The sequence below is a fragment of the Bacillus cereus genome (genome assembly GCF_025917685.1).
Lineage (GTDB): Bacteria > Bacillota > Bacilli > Bacillales > Bacillaceae_G > Bacillus_A > Bacillus_A cereus_AT.
The window spans coordinates 1,098,795-1,115,389 of the sequence record NZ_CP089518.1 but is presented as its reverse complement, the minus strand read 5'-3'; the positions used below and the strand labels follow the sequence as shown (position 1 = coordinate 1,115,389).

Sequence of the window (16,595 nt, the reverse complement as noted above, 5' to 3'; positions counted from 1 at the left end):
TTATAGGACACGAAAAAAGACAAACTGAGTTGTTTGTCTTTTTCTATACTTTTACTTAATTATATCAACCTTTTGAAAAATTCGTTTGCACCTCTTTAATCGGCCAATATCGTAAATCAACTTTACCGACAACTGTATCAGCTTTTACAAATCCAAAGTGCCTACTATCCCAGCTCCCGAGGCGATTATCACCTACTACAAAAATATATCCAGGTGGTACCGACTTTTCTTTCGTTAACTCTTCTAGTTTAAAATCACCTGTTAGTTGTCGTCCATTTATCTCTTTCTTATACTTCTCTAAATAAGGTTCATCTACGAATTGTCCATTTATATATAGTTTATCATGCTTATATTCGATATGATCCCCAGGTAAACCGATAATTCGTTTTACATAGTCCTCTTTTTTATTCGCATGAAACACAACAACATCAAATCGATTCAAGTCCCCTACTTGATAACTCACCTTATTTACAACGAGCATATTGCCATCTTGCAATGTCGGCATCATTGACTTCCCCTCTACAACGTACGTTGAAAAGAAAAACGTTCGAAAAAATACAGCTAATAGTACACCAATTAAAATTGTTCTTATCCACTCTAGCCCTTCTTTTTTCAAAGTTTTCTTCATTCGCTTCTCCCCTCGCCCTTTAATAATGAAGCTTTTCTTTATAAAGAAGACTTTTCCTAATGTAGTTCTAACTTTACTTCAATTTTTTTACCTACATACCATAAAATAAAAATACCAATTGCTACAATAACGGATTTTACCGGTTTATGAATAAACGACATTAAATCATGACCGATATACGTTAAAATAAAAATCATAACAAGCTTTCCGAATGCTAACGCTAGTCCAAATTGTTTTACGCTAATGCGAGACAAACCAGCTACAACGTTTATAAGCGCAGATGGTGTGAACGGAAAACAGAATATGACAAAGATTGGCGCAAACCCTTTTCTTTCAATCCATCCCATCGCCTTTCGCACTCTCTCATGTTTATTTACAAAAGAAAAGAAACGCGTTCTTCCAAAGCTACGAATGATGAAAAATACAAGCATTGCACCAATTACTGATCCAAGCCACGAATAAAGAAAACCGAACCAAAAACCAAATGCAACAGCATTCGCCAGTACAAACACAATGAGAGGCAATGCTGGAATAAGCGCCTCTATCATCGGTAAACCAATACCAAGAAGCGGCCCGAACGCTTTATAACTTTCAACAATGTGATCCATATTTTCTGGTGAAAAATATTCTTTGATTGTCTGAAAATCCATTCTACACATTACCCCTTTACTCTAATTACTACCTCTACTGTATCATCGCTTATATGAAAGAGGAAATGGTAGATATGACATATGGAGATGTAATTATTAAGTTTCCATATCTTCCGCTAGAATTCCTTCATTATTATGCTATGATAATCTTTCAATATTCGACAGAACATGAGAATAATTTAGACACCACGCACAGGTTATAACTTAACGGTTACATATTATGAAAAAGAAGGAACTACAGAAGTATCAATCCGTATTTCCATACAGGTAGAAATGAGTAGTGACAAATAATTGTTATACCTTCAAACAATCCTCTTTTTCTAATGACTAGTTCTTACAAGAAACTTTTTTAGTAAGCGTATACTATCAATCACGATAAGTATTAATAAATATAAGAAAGATAGTATTAATACTGTACTCGGAATAGGTAGCATTCGAAATTTGTATAAAAACTTATCAATCGTATATATATCTTGCTCATCAGTTATCGTACTAGGAGTGAATATAAGATAATCTTTCCAATTATCTATCCAAGTTAAACTAACTGCGGAAAATTGCATTATCCCTAAGCACAAGTAAATAAAAATTGGTATAAGAATCATATATTGCAAACTATGTAATATCTTTCTTTTCTTCTTACATTCAATAATTTGAAAGACAATAAGTGTCAGTACGTACACAATCGATAGCAGAAATACTATGGTGACAACTGGCTGAATTGAAAAAGCAAATAGCAATTTATCAACTTCACTAATTTGACTATATTCTGTTGCATTTTGAGGCGTAAAAATAAAATGTTGTTTATCAGCACCTATCATTAACTGACTACCAACGAAACCAGTAAACATAAAGGTAAGAAATAATATAGGCAAAACAAGAATATATTGCGCCCAAAATAACATAGTCCTTTTCAACATACCATCTCCTTTTTATATAATAAGGTAAGAAATATCCTGTATGCCGCAAATGTAAAATGATGTATATTAACATCGCGATAAGTATATGTGGTAAAATTACCCTTATATTGTAATTTTACACTTCCTTAAGCTATTAAAGAACAAAAAATCCGCAAATTTTTCTCGTTTTATTTATGAATCTTACAGCGTAACGGTATATATAATGAAATCAAAAAAGGATGAGTCTCCTCACCCTTTTCCTCTCACACTTCACCTTCCCTTACAAAATACACTTTCTCATAGGCTGGCGTTAATTTAGATTCTTCACTTTTATCAATCTCTTTAAAACAAGGATTTCCTTGTTTTTTCTTACGGTCTTCATACTCTGTCCGTAATTTCGCTGTACGATTTTGCTGATTTTCAAAGCTACTTTTGGATATTTCTAATTTCACAGCGAAACCATTTATAAATCTAATAATAAGATTTCCATCTTTTAATTCTTTATTATTTTCAATATGAAAATGAGACAACCACGCACACTCTTTTCGAGAATAAGAATACGTAGGGAAAAAATAAAGTTGATCTGTCGGGCTAATTGCGATAGGAGCTTTATGTGTAATACTAGTTAACTCCTTCGTTCCTTCTTTTCTTCCAAAAAAACTTGAACCATGTTTCCGGCAACTTCTCTCTATAATATCGAGAGGTTTTTGAAATACGAAAAAAGAATCTTCCATTTCAACAATTCGCGTAACCACTTTCTTTTCTCCTAGAACAACAGGAAGTAAGGCCATCGTATTTTTACTTACAACATAATTTTCGACATAACGTTCTACTTTACTTTCCATATTCTACTATCTCCTTTTTTCTATTTATAGTAGCAGCTGCATGTATAATTTTAGCACCTACGAAAAGGAAATGCTTTACAAATCCCCCTTTTTTACAATAATTTATCATTTATCAAACATTTATCAAATTTAAAAATAACTATATAATAATGAATTGATTAAAACCTGTACAAAAAATATTTATAATCTCTTCCTCTTTTCACATCATTACAATAATTAACTTTGCTATAATTAAAATATAAATCCAATATATGGGGGGCCATTATGGAAGAAAAAGAGATCCAACCAACAATTCATATAAAAAATAACAGCATTGTGATTGTGAAAAACTCAGCTAGTATTATATTCGCTTTATTTTTCATTCTACTGTTCTTTGCAAAGCCTTTTCGTAAATCAAAATGCCCAGAATGCAAGAAACGCAAAAAGAAAAAAATTGGAAAAGAAGAGTAAAAGGCCCTCCTTTTTTGGAAAGCCTTTTACTCTTTTTCATTACCTCTACAAACATCGAGTATTACTTCATTTATATACTTTTCCATCATATATATTCCCACCTTCTCCCCCAATATAATCATTATGTTCGTATATTTCAACAACAAAAAAAGGATGGCATGAGCCATCCTTTTTTCCATCATCAACTATAAAATTATAGTTTGATTACGTTTTTAGCTTGAGGTCCACGGTTGCCTTCTTCGATTTCGAAGCTAACTTTTTGACCTTCTTCTAGAGATTTGAAACCTTCAGTTTCGATTGCAGAGAAATGTACGAATACATCGTTTTCGCCTGGAACTTCGATGAAACCGAAGCCTTTTTCGTTGTTAAACCATTTTACTTGTCCTGTTACTGCCATGATTATTTCCTCCTAAGAAAATACAAATTATTTTAGTCTTCCTGTATAAAAAAAGAATCCACACATTATCAAATACGAAACATAAACTAGTTCTCACATACTTTTTCTCGTTCGTTTTCGGCACTTGATAATATATGGATTGCTTAATTTAACTATTCAACTGACATCATCATAGCACATTAAAATAAAATGTACAATCTTTTTCGAAAATAGAATTTCTAATTTTTAGTATTTCTTATAAAATATAACCACACCGATTTTAATAAAGGAGGATTACATGGCAGAAATAATCCCCGAAAAAACATTAAAGAGAATTGAAAAAGAGATTGAAAATAACAACCTCGGAAAAGCAAGAGATAGATTACACGGATTAATCGCTACTTATCCGAATGAGTTAGAACTTAGAAAAAAACTCGGTGATATTTACTTTACATTACAATACCCCGAAATGGCTGGACGATATTGGTATCTCGAAAAAGAGAAAACAGATATTATGCACGCTGCATGTCGACAATTTGAAAAATCGATGGGAAACGACCCTTATCATATTGTACGTGCTTTAAAATTCAAAGGAGATCATGACATTATTACAGGACTACACACCGAACATCCTTTACAGCCATTGCAGAAGAAAGTTATAGAAGAACTCATTGATGATTATGAAGAAACATGGAAAGACAAACTATTTACATGGGGATGTCTAGCATTATTCGCATGCCTTCTTTTCACTGCTATCGTTGGCATATTCACTATATTAAATTGGATATTTTAAATAGAAGTAGGTGCCTATTATAGGCACCTACTTCTATCTCTATTTCGTAAACTGTTCTTCTTCCGTAGATCCTTTTAGAGCAGTCGTTGATGAAGTACCGCCTGTAATAACTTGTGCTACTTCATCAAAGTAACCTGTTCCTACTTCGCGTTGATGGCGCGTTGCAGAGTAACCATCTTTTTCTGCTGCGAACTCTGCTTGTTGTAATTCAGAGTACGCTGCCATGCCGCGCTCTTTATAACCACGCGCTAATTCAAACATGCCGTAATTTAATGAATGGAATCCAGCAAGCGTTACGAACTGGAATTTATAACCGTATGATGCAATTTCTTTTTGGAAGCTTGCAATCGTTTTTTCATCTAACTTTTGTTTCCAGTTAAATGAAGGGGAGCAGTTGTAAGCCAGTAGCTTCCCTGGATATTTTTTATGAATTGCGTCCGCAAAACGTTTTGCATCTTCTAAATTTGGCTCCGACGTTTCACACCAAACGAGATCTGCATACGGCGCATACGCTAAACCACGTGCAATTGCTTGATCAAGACCTGCTTTCGTACGATAAAACCCTTCTGGTGTTCTTTCACCTGTAATAAACTCTTGATCAACTGGATCGATATCGCTCGTAATTAAATCTGCCGCATCTGCATCTGTTCTTGCGACGATAATTGTTGGTACACCCATGACATCCGCAGCAAGACGTGCCGAAATTAAATTACGCACCGCTGTTTGCGTCGGTAATAATACTTTTCCGCCTAAATGCCCGCATTTTTTCTCTGAAGATAATTGGTCTTCAAAGTGCACGCCAGATGCCCCCGCTTCAATCATTCCTTTCATTAGTTCAAATACATTTAATTGTCCACCAAATCCAGCTTCAGCATCCGCCACAATTGGGACGAAATAATCCGTATCACCGCTACCCTCCATATGCTGAATTTGATCAGCACGTTGAAGTGTTTGGTTAATTCGTTTTACAACAGCCGGTACACTGTTCGCTGGATATAAGCTTTGATCAGGATACATATGTCCAGAAAGATTCGCATCTGCCGCTACTTGCCAACCGCTTAAATAAATAGCTTTTAATCCAGCCTTCACTTGTTGCATCGCTTGGTTTCCTGTTAATGCCCCAAGTGCATTAATATAATCTTCTGTATGAAGTGATTTCCAAAGCTTCTCCGCACCGCAGCGCGCTAACGTATGTTCAATATCAATTGATCCGCGCAGACGAATTACATCTTCCGCTGAATATGGACGTGTGATTCCTTTCCAGCGTGTATCTAACTCCCAGCTTTCTTGCAATGTATCAATTCTTTCGTTTTTCATATGTTCCATCCCCTTTTCTTGTTTCTTATAAAATTTCATAACCCGGTAATGTTAAAAACGGCATGAACTCGTTATTGCGAACAAGGCTTGTAAACAGTTTTGTAGCTTCTTCAAATCTCCCTTTCTTAAATGCTTCCTTACCAATCTCTCTTTCTATTTTTGCTAGTTCTTCTTCTTTCAATTCTTCCATCAATTTAAAAGTGATATCACGGCCATCACTTAGCTTTCCACCCTCATGACGAATCCACTGCCATACTTGTGCTCTTGATATTTCTGCTGTTGCTGCATCTTCCATTAAGTTATAAATTGGAGCTGCTCCCCGCCCACTTAACCAAGATGCAATATATTGAATACCGACGTTAATATTCGTGCGAAGACCACTTTCTGTAATCGTTCCCATCGGTACTTCTAATAAATCCTTTTCTGTTACACGTATTTCTTCACGCTTTCTAAAAATTTGATTTGGCGTTTTCATTATGTGATTAAATACTTCCATTGCAACCGGTACAAGTCCCGGGTGGGCAACCCAAGTCCCGTCATGTCCATCTAAAGCTTCGCGCTCCTTATCAGCACGCACTTTCTCAAAAGCCGCCTCATTTGCTTCTGGATCATTCTTAATTGGGATTTGCGCTGCCATCCCTCCGATTGCTGGCGCATTACGGCGATGACACGTTTGAATAACTTTCAAAGAATACGCGCGCATAAACGGCGCTGTCATCGTGACTTGCGCTCTATCTGGAAGTAAAAATTCATTATGATTTCGGAAACTCTTTAAGAAACTAAATATATAATCCCATCGCCCGCAGTTTAAACCAGCAGAATGATCTCTTAGTTCATACAAAATTTCATCCATTTCAAATGAAGCGTGAATCGTTTCTATTAACACAGTCGCTTTAATCGTTCCGTTCGGAATACCGATATATTTTTGAGCGAATATGAAAACGTCATTCCATAATCTTGCCTCTAAGTAACTTTCCATTTTCGGTAAGTAAAAGTATGGGCCACTTCCTTTTGCTAAAAGCGTCTTCGCATTATGGAAAAAGTACAATCCAAAATCCACCAAACTGCCAGACATGTTCTTGCCGTCAACTTGCATATGCTTTTCTTCTAAATGCCACCCTCTCGGACGCACAATTAAGACAGCCGTATTACTATTTAAACGATATTCTTTTCCGTTCTCATTTTTATGTGAGATCGTTCCCCTAGTAGCGTCTCGTAAGTTAATTTGGCCTTCAACAGCATTTCTCCAAGTTGGTGCATTCGAATCTTCAAAGTCTGCCATAAAAAGATGTGCTCCTGAATTTAAAGCGTTAATGACCATCTTTCTATCTACTGGTCCAGTAATCTCCACACGACGATCCTCTAAATCTTTCGGAAGCTCAGCGATTGTCCAATCACCTTCACGTATATGCTTTGTTTCTTCTAAAAACGTAGGAAACTCCCCTGCATCAATTCTTTTTTGTTTCTCCACACGCTTTTGTAAAAGTTCCGCGCGACGTTCATTGAAATTTCCATGTAGTTCCTTTAAAAAGCTAAGCGCCTCAGGTGTCAATATTTCGTTGTACGCTGGTAACATTTCTCCGGGCAGTGTAACCCGTGAAGTTTGCGTCGACATATTAGCATCCCCTTCTTAAACTGTTTTATAACAGATTTGATTTTATGTTTTATATTATATAACAAATCTTCAGAAAAGGAAGTTTTTTTTGAAAATTTAACAGATTTTTTCCAAAGATATATTTATTTCAAGCAAAAAAAAAGAGCTGGTGTTGTATAACACCAGCTCTTTTTATAAATTATTGTTGCTCATCATTTAAAATTGCTCTATGTAAGAATGTTGCATATTGTTCACGCTTTACACTCATAGACGGACCAAATTTATTTTCGCCTATTCCATTTGTAATATTATTTGTTTGTATTGCGCTAATCGCATTTTTTGCCCATGAATCTGCTGGAACATCATTAAAAGTATGAGGTCCCTTTGCTTCTAATTCAAAAGCATTCGTAAGAACCTGTGCCATTTCCGCACGTGTTAGCGTATCCTTCGGTCTAAAGTTCCCAGTTCCATCACCTTTTAAGATACCTACTTCTGTTAATACTAAAATTTCTTCTATGAACATTGTTGAATTTTCATTAATATCTTTGTATGGATTCTCAAGTACGTCGCCTTCCTCAAACACTTCGCTAAAATCAATCGTACGATAAATTAAAGCCGCTACTTGCTCACGTGTTACATTATCGCCAAAACCAAACTTCCCATCTCCATAACCATTAATGATTCCCCAGCCTGCTAGAGTGTTAATAGCTTCAGAAGACCAATGACCTTTTGGTACATCTTTAAATACAACAGAATTTGCTTGTTGTTGTTGCTTCACAACTACTTCAGCATTTACTTTAGTACCTTCTGCACTTAATACAACTCCACCCATAATTGTTAAAGCCGTTGCTATTTTTAAAAACTTTTTCTTCACCGCATTTTCCCCCTAAAAACATACTTTTTTTCTACTATAAAGAATTAATAAAAAAGTATCAATATACTTATTTATATAAATTTTGTCTAATTTGTGAACGGTTTTTCACATACTTTCCTTTACACTTCGTTGATAATAAAGTTACTAAATAATATCTTTTTCTTATTAATTGTCACTTTAACACACCTGTTTTTTTCATTTTTGGTAAATTCATGTTTTGTATTAAAATGAATAAATATACATGAATTACATAAAAAAAAGCGCAAAACTTTTGCACTTTTTTTAAAATAACATATTACTATAATTAAAATATTTTCACCTTACTATTAAACAACTTTTGAATTTCCGCTTAATACTTCTCATCTTTCAAATGAAAATTAATAATAGCCTTATATAAAAATGCTGCATATTGCTCACGTGTTACAAATTTATTTGGTTCAAATTTTCCATTCCCTGTTCCTATTATGACATTATTAGATTGCAATGTACTAATTGCATTTTTTGCCCAATAATTATTTGGTACATCTGTAAATGTATGTTTCTTCTTCACTTCAAATGAAAATGCCCGTGTAAGGACTTGTGCTACTTCTGCACGTGTTATCGTTTCCCTCGGTCTGAAATTCCCCTTCTCATCACCTTTAAAAATACCATGTTCTGTTAATGCTAAAATTTCCTTTGGAAACATTGTTGATCTTTCAGAAATATCTTTATACGGATTGTGTAATGGCCCTTCATGTTTTATATTAAGTGCGCGATACAGTACTGCCGCCACTTGTTCTCGCGTTACATTATCGCCAACACCAAATTTCCCATTTCCATAACCTAGCATAACTTTATTATATGCAACGTCTATAATATATTCATATGCCCAATAGTCTACTGGAACATCATCAAATACAATCATTTCTGGATACTCTTCTGCTTTTATATTAGGAACATTTGCATTTAATAATAAACCACCCATAATAGTCGCTACCGTCATTATACGCAACATTCTTTTCTTCATTGCCCTCTCTCCTTCATTTCCATTTCATTAAAATGGAAAATAATAGACTACATTCTTTTTCCATATTACATATGCTGTATTTGCAAATCTCATGTAATACATTCATTTTTAACATCTATTATTTTGAAGATTACTACTAAAGGGAAGCAACTCCGTCCTCATTTCAATTGGTATATCGAATCATAGACAAATTATTATGACGTACACTCTGTAAATCCTTCTTCAGTTTCAAAGGATTTACAATGTTGTACATTAACATATTCTATAAGATTTTCATTAAATCCTTTGCTTATAAAAACTTCATTTTTCAGACAAAAAAAGTGCAAATATTGTCCATTTGCACTAAAAAACATTCCACCTATTAACATTAATGACGTAGCTACTTTTAATCCCGGTAAATATTATGCTTCTGAGTACACTTTCACTCTTTCATCCCTCGGCTTCCAGAAAGTAAATGCCATTCCTACAAATATAAGGATAATCCCCACTACTTGCATACTAGTCGGTCTAAATCCGGTAAAGACTGTATCTAATAGTATTGCAACCGCAGGATCTAAAAACACTAATACCGAAATTAATCTCGTCGATAAATTTCTTAAACTGTCAAAAAATAAGTAATATACAAATCCCGTATGTATAAGTCCTGTCGCTGTGATCATCATCCAGTTCATCTCTGTTAATCCTTGAAACTTCCCGAAGTCTACGAATGGTAGCAATAAAAATATACCTAAAAACGTTTGTAAAAATGTCATCGCATATGCACTCGTATGCTTAATTCCTTTTCCGAGCAACGTTGTAAATGCATAAAATAAAGCTGCAAGAAGCGCCCACACCATTCCAGATGACATTAATTTCTCAAGCGACACATTGCCATCTACTCCAGCTATTAAAACTGTGCCGATGAAACATATGACAATGGACAGCACCGCAAATGCTGTTAATCTCTCTTTAAATAAAATACTACCAATCATTAATACGATGATCGGCGCAAGATGATACACAGAAATCGCAATTGTAATCGACATGACTTCAAACGCTTTAAATAAAAATACCCAGTTAAAAACGAGAAATACACCACAAGCTAATATTTGTATAGTCTCTTTTTTGTTCCATTTCTCACTTTTGTATTGCCCTGTTACTAACCAACATAATGCTAAAAATAAAGTCGCACAAATACAACGAACAAATACTAATTCAAAAGACGGTAAACCAGTTTGCACAGAAAAGAATCCAATCGATCCAAAAATAGACATCGAAAGAATCATTTTTATAGCTGGCATTGATTTTGAATGAAACAAAATATTAACCTCCTAAATATTTCACTGAATATTCTATATATTATACAAAATTCGAATACTCCACAATAAAAAGAAGCAGTATCCTACTGCTTCTTCTGTTTTTCATATTGTTCAAACGTATGAATTCTTTCGAAAATTGGTGGATGTGTGTATAAGAAAAACTTCACTAACGCAGGCGGGTTTACTTGGCTTAAACTTGTTTTTGATAAATATTGAAAAGTTCTCACACCTGATTTCCCATCTTTCGTCATATCTAAAGCATATTGATCTGCCGCACGTTCTTCTATACGTGAAACATAGTTTGTTGCTGGTTGTGATGCAAAAGATAGTAAAGAGGAAATTAAGAAAAACAAAGGTAAAATTGAGAAACATGCCACTTTTGAAATTTGCAGCGTATCTCCCCATTTTCGAATACACATATTTAAAATACGACTAATTAAATACATACCTACAAACGATAACAAGACATAACTAGCAACGCCCCAATATATATGTTTCATAACATAATGTCCCATTTCATGGGCCATTATAAATAAAATCTCTTTATCTTTTAATTGCTTAAGCGTTGTATCCCACATTACAATACGCGAGTTAAGACCAATTCCTGTTACATATGCATTTAACGAATTCGTTTTTTTCGACATATTTACTTCATATACGTGTTTAGCAGGAATGTCAGCTTTGTCTGCCATCGCTAAAATTTTCGTTTCTAACTCTTTATTTTTCAGCGTCGAGAAATCGTTATAAAGTGGATCAATAATAACAGGTTGCACAAACGTTAAAAAAATCGTAAACGGAACAGAGAGTGCCCATCCTGCTAGCCACCATCTCTTCGGGAATTTACGGATGAGCCATAATAAAACCGTAACAATGAGGAACATAGTCGCATAATTCACCCAAAAATCGATGACGTGATCTTTAATCCAGCTTTGTGTACTTTGCGTTGAAATACCGTAATTAACGGATACTTTACGGCCGATCCATTGCATCGGTAATGCTAGTACCGTTGTAAGTAATGATAAATAAAAGAAATAAATCGCAACTTGTAAGACACTTATTTTAGTCGTTTCCTTCGACCATTTCTCAAACTTTTTTGAAATACCGAGCACAAGTACAAATAATAAAATAATCCATTCAAGAGGCGTCGCTAAAAAGTACAGTAAATTTTTCATACGCGAATAATCTTGGCTTAACATAAGCTCTTTCGCATTCATAAAAGTTTCTGGATCTGCACTCGTTCCTTTATACATGTCCGGAATGAGTTCATGATTCCATCCAAATAAATACCAATATATAAATAACGCAAACCCAACGTACAAAAAAAGCGACCACCCAATAACTTTCTTCACGTTATTCCCTCCTCTATGCTGCCTGTCTATTATTATTGTAAGTTCGTACTTTCAAAATTAGAACAAGCTAATCGTGAGAATTGTTCTAACTCGTTCAATCTACATAAAAAAACTCTTCTATTACAAGAAGAGTTTCACCTATTTTCTTCGGCTCATAATCTAGTATAAGACATGTACTTACAAACAAGCCGCTTTTACATATCATACTATTCCTTACGGGAGCACATCTATTAACAAATTAAAATCTTGCAAAGAAAAAGAACTATATTTCATAATACCTTGTACAGTTAAAAGTAAAATAAGACCAATCACACACATATAATTAATACTTTCTTCATGCTTTTTCTCAGCAACTACTCCGCCCGTTATGCATAAAATCCCTAATAAATGGAGCGCTAAATACATAAAAAAGTAAGCTTCCTCCCAGCGAAGAACAACATTTACTGTCGTAATCAATACTAAACTCAGTACAATCAAATAAAAAAACTTATTTGACGATATTGTTTCATTCATATAATTTTATACATCCCTTTCAAATTTCGAATTAATGATGTTTCATAGCTATAAAGTAAATGATTGTTTTCATGCCATAAAACAAAAGGAAAGCCCCCATTACTTTCTCGAATACTTTATGAACCCACGCATACTTCTCTTCATTTTTTCTGAAGATACGCTTCATCATTGCTTCTACAATAAGACCAAATATTATTAAAATCCCTAATACAATAAGAAGAGAAATAATATTTTCTTTTAAATGAGTACTAGAAAATAAGTAATACTCTGGAAACACAATCGTATCTACTACAGGTTGTAACCAATGACAAACGCTTTTATCACACATATCTGTAAGAGACGTAGACTCTATAATGTCCTTCAATATTTTTTCAAACGTTTTCTTCATCTTACTTATCCCCCACTACGTCTGCAAAACTCTTTTCCTGCTCTACATATATAGCTGGCATTTCTTTATTCCAATATTTGCGATTAACAAATAAAAAGATGAGTACTAAGTTTAATCCCGTTATAAAAATAATAAGTCCTGGAAAGAACGTCGTATAATTTGAGAAATCTGCAAAACTCATTATCTCTTCTTTATTTATTAGAAAAGAAGCGCCGATTACAAACGCATTGTTTAACATATGAATGGCAATTGGCATGAGTAAGCTTTTCGTACGAATATATACAATTGATAGTACGATGCTAAACACAACTGCACCGAGGAAATCAACATGTAAGCACGCAAATAAAAGTGCTACAACGACCACCGCTATACTAGTACCCCATTTCGCTGCAAAACGCTGTAGTAAAAAGCCTCGAAAAACAAACTCTCCGACAATAGGCGCGATAAATACAACCATAATAACTTGATATACATATCCCCCGGTACTATCTATAATCGGTTCATGCAAGGCATTCATAATAAAATCTGGTGTAATCCATGCAAAGCTATACATATACAAAATAAGATAGCCGTAACTAAAAATACATAGCATAATTGCGATATACAAAACTTGCACTAGATTAAATGTTTCGTTTCTATTAATAAATAATGAAAATGAAACACAATGCTTTCTATATCTGTAAAACAGCCATATTATTGGAAGGATATAAAATATAAGAATATTTATTAAAGATGAATTCTGTATATGAAATGTATTTTCTAGCACTTCATTACTACTTCGTGCTACTAAAATTAATAATGCAAATACAATTAAAAAATATCTAGCTCGCATCGTTTGAAACGGATTCACATTCATCTCCTCCCTATGTTACTTTTATCATATCATTTGAATCTTAATTTTTTGTGAAAGAAAACCTTAAAATTTCCTTAAAAATTCCATAAGTTACAAAAAGATGATATGATATTCGAGGAAATTAGGAGGGATTCATATATATGTATCACGCAAATATTTTACTTGTTGATGATGAAACAGCAATTTTACAATTACTAACTACCATTCTTAAAAAAGAAGGTTTTTCTCATATTACAACTGCAACATCTGCGGAACTGGCCTTATCTCTCATTGAACAAAACAATTACGATTTAATCATTTTAGATGTGATGCTTCCTGGACAGTCCGGTTTTGACATTTGTCCGATCATTCGCCAAAAGACAGATTGTCCGATCTTCTTTCTAACAGCGAAAACTTCTGATTTAGATAAAGTATCTGGATTTTCATACGGTGCGGATGATTATATTACGAAGCCATTTAATCCACTTGAAGTAGTCGCTCGTATGAAAGCACAACTTCGAAGACATATGAAGCAAAGCGTACAAGAACAAAATACGCACTCCATTTCATTTGGGAGATTTGAAATTGATCAACATTCTGCGGAACTAACAGTAGATGGAAACGTTGTCGAATGTTCCGCTCAGCTCTTTCAATTACTACTCTTCTTTTGTGAGAATCCGAACTACGTATTTTCGAAGGAAGAATTATATGAAAAAGTTTGGGGAGCTCCTGCCTATAATGGAGATGATAATACTGTTATGGTTCACATTCGAAAACTACGTGAAAAAATTGAACAAGATCCAAGTAAACCAGAATACATAAAAACAGTTCGTGGACTTGGCTATAAGTTCATTACAAAGTAGGTTACAGATATGAATTTTAATAAGCGACTTATAATCCAGTTTATTTTACAACACGTTTTTGTCTTAGTTACGTTACTTATCGCAGTAGTTGCTTCTTTTTCTTATTTAATTTTTCTTCTTAATAGTACTTTATATGAACCTAATATTTCTGATTATGATACCTTTACAATCTCCGAATATATTTCTTCTGAAGACAATAACATTACTTTAAAATCTGAGGTAAAAGATTTAATAACAGAAAAGAGTGATTGGCTTCAAATTGTAGATGAAGATGGAAAGGTCCTTTACAACTTTAATACGCCTAACGATGTTCCTACCTCTTACACAAAGACATCCTTACTTACGTATTTACAGAATAGCAACAACAGTATTTATAAATTTAACTATTGGGAAATTAAATTAGAAAAGAAACCAGTGATCGTTATTTACGGTGCCAAACTAAAAAGTAATGCTTTACTAAAAACGATACAACAAGGGCATCCTTCTTTATCATTAAATGAATTTGCACTAACTGAACAAGAAAAACAATTACTTTCTAAAGAAAAAGCAACACTGCAAATATTTAATAACAATAGCGAAGAAGTTTTTTCCTATCCAACTGGGAAGAAAAAAACATTTTCGGCTATAAAAACGGCTCTTAATGAAAAAGAACCGTGGAATTATAAAGAAAATATATCTAGTTTTTACGATTCAAATAGCGGTCATCTCATCGTTGTATCCGCCCCAAACGCTCATTATTATCCAGATGATGAATTAGATGATGTATTTACTAAGAAACTTCTAATCGGATGCAGCTTAATCCTCCTTATTGTGTTTGTTTATTTAGTCATTCTTTCAATTTGGTATGGAAATAAGTTTGGAAAGCCTTTATTACACACGATGCGCTGGCTTAAAAACATAGCCGGAGGAAAATATGAAGAACCTGTTAGTAAAAAAGGCAAGCCTGTTCGGTTCCGGCGCTCCGGTAAAGAAAAATGGTCGTTCCGTATATTTAAAGATGTTACAAACTCACTAGAGCACCTTTCTATTACTTTGAAAAAGAACGATGCAATGAGAAAAGTACTGCAACAAACACGCGAAGAGTGGATTACCGGCCTAACGCATGATTTAAAAACACCGCTTAGCTCTATATACGGCTATGCATTATTACTAGAATCTAAGCAATATAATTGGACTGATCAAGACATTCAACAATTTGGCCATGTAATGAAAGAAAAATCTCAATATATGACTACATTAATTGACGACTTAAGCTTAACATATCAATTAAAAAATAATACTCTTCCTGCGCAACACGTAAATGTTGAAATTAATCAGTTCGTCCAAAAAGTACTATTACAATTTATTAATAACCCGACACTACAAAATCAAAACATTGAATTTGTGCCAAGTTCAAGCAAAATCCAATATTTTATTGAAGAAAAATGGTTCCAGCGTATTATCGAAAACTTATTAGCAAACGCTGTTAAACATAATAATGAAACGACAAACGTAATCGTAAAACTTTCGCAAAATGCTAACTTCTTTACACTTTCTATTTCAGATAACGGAAAAGGAATGGATGATAAAACGAAAGAGCTTCTATTCGAAAGATATTACAGAGGAACAAATACAGAAGAAAGCAACATCGGAACTGGACTTGGCCTCGCCATTACAAAACAGCTCGTTCATGCCCATAACGGAACGATCTCCATTGATAGTGAACTTGGAAAAGGAACGACGATTATAATTGTGTTTCCGTTTAGTTCATAGGAAAGACGCTGTAGGGCGTCTTTTTTTTGAGGGATTTTTTCGGTGAATGAAATTATGAAGTAGTTTTTCTTATTAGTTCTACGGTACATGAAATTACATCGGCGCAACTCAAATTATATCAGCGATTTTCAAGATATATCGATTTACCGACAAAAATCGTCAAATGTGGCA

General features: G+C 34.0%; 18 protein-coding genes. 4 read left to right on the top strand and 14 right to left on the bottom strand.

Annotated elements, in window-relative coordinates; all coding sequences use genetic code 11:
* Positions 1 to 64: 64 nt before the first annotated feature.
* From lepB to LUS72_RS05710, 4 genes are all read right to left on the bottom strand, one after another.
* Entirely contained in the window at positions 65 to 628 is a 564-nt protein-coding gene (gene lepB, locus LUS72_RS05725; protein WP_097829994.1) for a signal peptidase I, read from the bottom strand.
* A 56-nt stretch (positions 629 to 684) separates the two neighbouring features.
* Complete coding sequence (locus tag LUS72_RS05720) at positions 685 to 1,278, bottom strand: TVP38/TMEM64 family protein (RefSeq protein ID WP_097829993.1); 594 nt, start codon at positions 1,276 to 1,278, stop codon at positions 685 to 687.
* 320 nt (positions 1,279 to 1,598) lie between these two features.
* Entirely contained in the window at positions 1,599 to 2,195 is a 597-nt protein-coding gene (locus LUS72_RS05715; RefSeq protein ID WP_097829991.1) for a DUF4306 domain-containing protein, read from the bottom strand.
* Positions 2,196 to 2,437: 242 nt separating this feature from the next.
* The gene (locus tag LUS72_RS05710) at positions 2,438 to 3,019 is read right to left on the bottom strand and encodes a competence protein ComK (protein ID WP_097829990.1); all 582 of its coding nucleotides are present in this window, start codon (positions 3,017 to 3,019) and stop codon (positions 2,438 to 2,440) included.
* A 264-nt stretch (positions 3,020 to 3,283) separates the two neighbouring features.
* On the opposite strand from LUS72_RS05710, the gene LUS72_RS05705 reads away from it, so the two are divergent.
* Entirely contained in the window at positions 3,284 to 3,469 is a 186-nt protein-coding gene (locus tag LUS72_RS05705; RefSeq protein ID WP_097829989.1) for a hypothetical protein, read from the top strand.
* 193 nt (positions 3,470 to 3,662) lie between these two features.
* Here LUS72_RS05705 and cspA read toward each other — a convergent pair whose 3' ends face one another.
* Positions 3,663 to 3,866 (bottom strand): RNA chaperone/antiterminator CspA, encoded by a 204-nt coding sequence (cspA, locus tag LUS72_RS05700; protein ID WP_000301522.1) that lies wholly within the window; start codon positions 3,864 to 3,866, stop codon positions 3,663 to 3,665.
* A gap of 277 nt (positions 3,867 to 4,143) precedes the next feature.
* On the opposite strand from cspA, the gene LUS72_RS05695 reads away from it, so the two are divergent.
* A complete protein-coding gene (locus LUS72_RS05695; protein WP_097829988.1) occupies positions 4,144 to 4,638 on the top strand; it encodes a DUF6584 family protein in 495 nt (164 codons plus the stop codon).
* A 39-nt stretch (positions 4,639 to 4,677) separates the two neighbouring features.
* Here LUS72_RS05695 and aceA read toward each other — a convergent pair whose 3' ends face one another.
* From aceA to LUS72_RS05650, 9 genes are all read right to left on the bottom strand, one after another.
* A complete protein-coding gene (gene aceA / locus LUS72_RS05690; protein WP_097829987.1) occupies positions 4,678 to 5,955 on the bottom strand; it encodes an isocitrate lyase in 1,278 nt (425 codons plus the stop codon).
* A gap of 25 nt (positions 5,956 to 5,980) precedes the next feature.
* Positions 5,981 to 7,570, bottom strand: coding sequence for a malate synthase A (gene aceB, locus LUS72_RS05685; RefSeq protein ID WP_097829986.1), 1,590 nt, complete (start codon positions 7,568 to 7,570; stop codon positions 5,981 to 5,983).
* Between the two features lie 178 nt (positions 7,571 to 7,748).
* A complete protein-coding gene (locus LUS72_RS05680; RefSeq protein WP_097829985.1) occupies positions 7,749 to 8,423 on the bottom strand; it encodes an S-layer homology domain-containing protein in 675 nt (224 codons plus the stop codon).
* Between the two features lie 349 nt (positions 8,424 to 8,772).
* The gene (locus LUS72_RS05675; protein WP_264448696.1) at positions 8,773 to 9,429 is read right to left on the bottom strand and encodes an S-layer homology domain-containing protein; all 657 of its coding nucleotides are present in this window, start codon (positions 9,427 to 9,429) and stop codon (positions 8,773 to 8,775) included.
* Positions 9,430 to 9,830: 401 nt separating this feature from the next.
* Positions 9,831 to 10,727: a DMT family transporter gene (locus tag LUS72_RS05670; RefSeq protein ID WP_264448695.1), complete on the bottom strand. Its 897-nt coding sequence runs from the start codon at positions 10,725 to 10,727 to the stop codon at positions 9,831 to 9,833.
* An 83-nt stretch (positions 10,728 to 10,810) separates the two neighbouring features.
* Positions 10,811 to 12,076: a M48 family metallopeptidase gene (locus LUS72_RS05665; protein ID WP_097829983.1), complete on the bottom strand. Its 1,266-nt coding sequence runs from the start codon at positions 12,074 to 12,076 to the stop codon at positions 10,811 to 10,813.
* 213 nt (positions 12,077 to 12,289) lie between these two features.
* Positions 12,290 to 12,589, bottom strand: a complete 300-nt coding sequence (locus LUS72_RS05660; RefSeq protein WP_097829982.1) for a hypothetical protein — start codon at positions 12,587 to 12,589, stop codon at positions 12,290 to 12,292.
* A 31-nt stretch (positions 12,590 to 12,620) separates the two neighbouring features.
* Complete coding sequence (locus LUS72_RS05655) at positions 12,621 to 12,977, bottom strand: hypothetical protein (RefSeq protein WP_264448694.1); 357 nt, start codon at positions 12,975 to 12,977, stop codon at positions 12,621 to 12,623.
* Position 12,978: 1 nt separating this feature from the next.
* Positions 12,979 to 13,833 carry a CPBP family intramembrane glutamic endopeptidase gene (locus LUS72_RS05650; protein WP_097829981.1) on the bottom strand — a complete coding sequence of 285 codons (855 nt, stop codon included), beginning with the start codon at positions 13,831 to 13,833 and terminating at the stop codon, positions 12,979 to 12,981.
* Between the two features lie 137 nt (positions 13,834 to 13,970).
* On the opposite strand from LUS72_RS05650, the gene LUS72_RS05645 reads away from it, so the two are divergent.
* Together LUS72_RS05645 and LUS72_RS05640 are read left to right on the top strand one after the other, a co-directional pair.
* Positions 13,971 to 14,672 carry a response regulator transcription factor gene (locus LUS72_RS05645; protein WP_097829980.1) on the top strand — a complete coding sequence of 234 codons (702 nt, stop codon included), beginning with the start codon at positions 13,971 to 13,973 and terminating at the stop codon, positions 14,670 to 14,672.
* Positions 14,673 to 14,681: 9 nt separating this feature from the next.
* On the top strand, positions 14,682 to 16,424 hold the full coding sequence (locus LUS72_RS05640; RefSeq protein ID WP_097829979.1) for an ATP-binding response regulator: 1,743 nt from the start codon (positions 14,682 to 14,684) through the stop codon (positions 16,422 to 16,424).
* Positions 16,425 to 16,595: the final 171 nt, after the last annotated feature.

What these genes read in the sequence shown, in the direction of transcription:
- LUS72_RS05640 (WP_097829979.1), top strand. Translation starts at nt 14,682, where the DNA reads ATGAATTTTAATAAGCGACTTATAATCCAGTTTATTTTACAACACGTT.
- LUS72_RS05655 (WP_264448694.1), bottom strand. Translation starts at nt 12,977, where the DNA reads ATGAAGAAAACGTTTGAAAAAATATTGAAGGACATTATAGAGTCTACG.
- LUS72_RS05715 (WP_097829991.1), bottom strand. Translation starts at nt 2,195, where the DNA reads ATGTTGAAAAGGACTATGTTATTTTGGGCGCAATATATTCTTGTTTTG.
- aceB (WP_097829986.1), bottom strand. Translation starts at nt 7,570, where the DNA reads ATGTCGACGCAAACTTCACGGGTTACACTGCCCGGAGAAATGTTACCA.
- cspA (WP_000301522.1), bottom strand. Translation starts at nt 3,866, where the DNA reads ATGGCAGTAACAGGACAAGTAAAATGGTTTAACAACGAAAAAGGCTTC.
- LUS72_RS05675 (WP_264448696.1), bottom strand. Translation starts at nt 9,429, where the DNA reads ATGAAGAAAAGAATGTTGCGTATAATGACGGTAGCGACTATTATGGGT.
- LUS72_RS05645 (WP_097829980.1), top strand. Translation starts at nt 13,971, where the DNA reads ATGTATCACGCAAATATTTTACTTGTTGATGATGAAACAGCAATTTTA.
- LUS72_RS05650 (WP_097829981.1), bottom strand. Translation starts at nt 13,833, where the DNA reads ATGAATGTGAATCCGTTTCAAACGATGCGAGCTAGATATTTTTTAATT.
- LUS72_RS05705 (WP_097829989.1), top strand. Translation starts at nt 3,284, where the DNA reads ATGGAAGAAAAAGAGATCCAACCAACAATTCATATAAAAAATAACAGC.
- LUS72_RS05695 (WP_097829988.1), top strand. Translation starts at nt 4,144, where the DNA reads ATGGCAGAAATAATCCCCGAAAAAACATTAAAGAGAATTGAAAAAGAG.
- LUS72_RS05710 (WP_097829990.1), bottom strand. Translation starts at nt 3,019, where the DNA reads ATGGAAAGTAAAGTAGAACGTTATGTCGAAAATTATGTTGTAAGTAAA.
- LUS72_RS05720 (WP_097829993.1), bottom strand. Translation starts at nt 1,278, where the DNA reads ATGGATTTTCAGACAATCAAAGAATATTTTTCACCAGAAAATATGGAT.
- LUS72_RS05660 (WP_097829982.1), bottom strand. Translation starts at nt 12,589, where the DNA reads ATGAATGAAACAATATCGTCAAATAAGTTTTTTTATTTGATTGTACTG.
- lepB (WP_097829994.1), bottom strand. Translation starts at nt 628, where the DNA reads ATGAAGAAAACTTTGAAAAAAGAAGGGCTAGAGTGGATAAGAACAATT.
- aceA (WP_097829987.1), bottom strand. Translation starts at nt 5,955, where the DNA reads ATGAAAAACGAAAGAATTGATACATTGCAAGAAAGCTGGGAGTTAGAT.